2 protein-coding genes are annotated in these 2,022 nt (G+C 71.0%); both read right to left on the bottom strand.

Annotated features, from left to right (window positions below; genetic code table 11):
• Positions 1-362 (bottom strand): urease accessory protein UreF (locus G6028_RS11615; RefSeq protein ID WP_277817601.1); only part of this gene is annotated, 362 nt, incomplete at its 3' end.
• Positions 359-2,020 carry an urease subunit alpha gene (ureC, locus tag G6028_RS11610; RefSeq protein ID WP_241730703.1) on the bottom strand — a complete coding sequence of 554 codons (1,662 nt, stop codon included), beginning with the start codon at positions 2,018-2,020 and terminating at the stop codon, positions 359-361. The genes G6028_RS11615 and ureC, both read right to left, overlap by 4 nt.
• Positions 2,021-2,022 lie beyond the last annotated feature (2 nt).

The following is a 2,022-nucleotide window of genomic DNA, read 5'->3' as shown; positions in this document are numbered from 1 at the left end:
AGCTCGGCCGCCAGGTCCAGGACCTGCTTTCCCGTGCGGGTGGCGCCGTCGCGCAGTTCCCGCGTCAGCCGGGTGGCGTGCAGTCGCCGGTCGATGCGGGTCACCGCGTCCAGCAGTGCGTCCGTGTCACGGCCCCCGTGCTCGCGGGTAGCCGCCCACGCGAGCGCGAGCGCGACCGAGTCCGCCGGGCCGATGGCGTGGCGCAGCATCGAGTGCAGCACCTCCGGTAGGCGCCGGGCGTCGACCTCCCCGCGCTGGGCCAGCCCCTCGAGCCCGTGGGACAGGGTGTACATCCCGGAGGGGAAGGACGAGTCGGTAAACTGCAACGCGAGCAGCAGCCGCGACAGGTCGGAGCCGCTCATGCCAGGTAGTGCAGCTGGGCCAGCGGCAGCGTGGTGGCCGGGGCGATGGTGGCGGGCTCGCCGTCGACGGTGACGACGTAGGTCTCGGGATCCACCTCGATGGTCGGGCAGCGGTCGTTGCGGACCATGTCCTTCTTGCCGATCCCGCGGCAGCCGCGCACGGGCAGGCACGGCGAGGTCAGGCCCAGTTCCTCTGGCACGCCGGCCTCGATCGCCGCGGAGGACAGGAACGTCACCCGCGTGGACTGCAACGCCCCTCCGTACGCGCCGAACATCGGCCGGTAGATCACCGGCTGCGGCGTGGGCAGCGACGCGTTGGGATCGCCCATCGGCGCCCACACGATCATCCCGCCCTTGATGATCAGCGACGGCTTGGCCGCGAACGAGTCCACCGGCCACACCACCAGGTCCGCGAGCTTGCCTGGCTCGATCGAGCCCAGGTGGTCGGCGATGCCCGCGGCGATGGCGGGGTTGATGGTCATCTTGGCGACGTAGCGCAACACGCGCTCGTTGTCGTTGCCCTCGCTGTCCTCGGGCAGCGGCCCGCGCTCGACCCGGCAGTGGTGCGCGGTCTGGAACGCCCGCTGCCACGACTCCCCGATCCGTCCCATGGCCTGCGAGTCGGACGAGAAGATCGAGATGATGCCCTCGTCGTGCAGCACGGTCTCGGCGGCGATGGTCTCGGCCCGCACGCGGGAGTCGGCGAAGCTGACGTCCTCGGGGATGTCGTGCGACAGGTGGTGGCAGACCATCACCATGTCGAGCAGCTCGTCGACCGAGTTGACCGTGTACGGCAGCGTCGGGTTGGTGGAGGCGGGCAGGACGTTGGGCTCGCCGCACACCCGCAGGATGTCGGGCGCGTGGCCGCCGCCGGCGCCCTCGGAGTGGAAGGTGTGGATGGTCGAGTCGCCGAACGCGGCGCGGGTGTCCTCGTAGAAGCCGGACTCGTTGAGGGTGTCGGTGTGGATCGCGACCTGCACGTCGTACTGGTCGGCGACCTCCTGCACGCAGCGAATGGTCGCCGGGGTGGTCCCCCAGTCCTCGTGGATCTTCAGCCCGGCCGCCCCGGCCACGATCTGCTCGACCGCCGACTCGGGCTGGGAGGTGTTGCCCTTGCCCAGGATCCCGATGTTCACCGGCAGCCCGTCGGCGGCCTGCAGCATCCGGCCGATGTTCCAGGCGCCCGGCGTGCAGGTGGTCCCCTTGGTGCCCTCGGACGGGCCGGTCCCTCCGCCGAACATGGTGGTCACCCCGTTGGACAGGGCCTCGTCCACCTGCTGTGGGGCGATGAAGTGGATGTGGGTGTCCACTCCCCCGGCGGTGACGATCTTGTGCTCGCCCGCCACCACCTCCGTGCCGGGGCCGATCACCAGCTCGGGGTGCACTCCGTCCTGCAGGTGCGGGTTCCCGGCCTTGCCCACGGCCACGATCCGGCCGTCGCGAATCCCGATGTCGCCCTTGACCACCCCGATCACGGCGTCGAGGATCGTGGCCCCGGTGATCACCAGGTCGAGCGCGCCCGAGGCCCGCGTGCCGGCCGGGTCCTGCGCCATGCCGTCCCGGATCGCCTTGCCGCCGCCGTAGACGGCCTCCTCGCCGTAGCCGGACGACCCGTCGGTGGTGACGGCGTTGTGATCAGTGGTGATCTCGACGGTCAACA

Origin of the sequence: Dietzia cercidiphylli, assembly GCF_014145145.1 — a bacterium.
Taxonomy (GTDB): domain Bacteria; phylum Actinomycetota; class Actinomycetes; order Mycobacteriales; family Mycobacteriaceae; genus Dietzia; species Dietzia natronolimnaea.
Note: the sequence above shows the minus strand (reverse complement) of the source record. Positions and strands in the feature narration are given on the sequence as shown.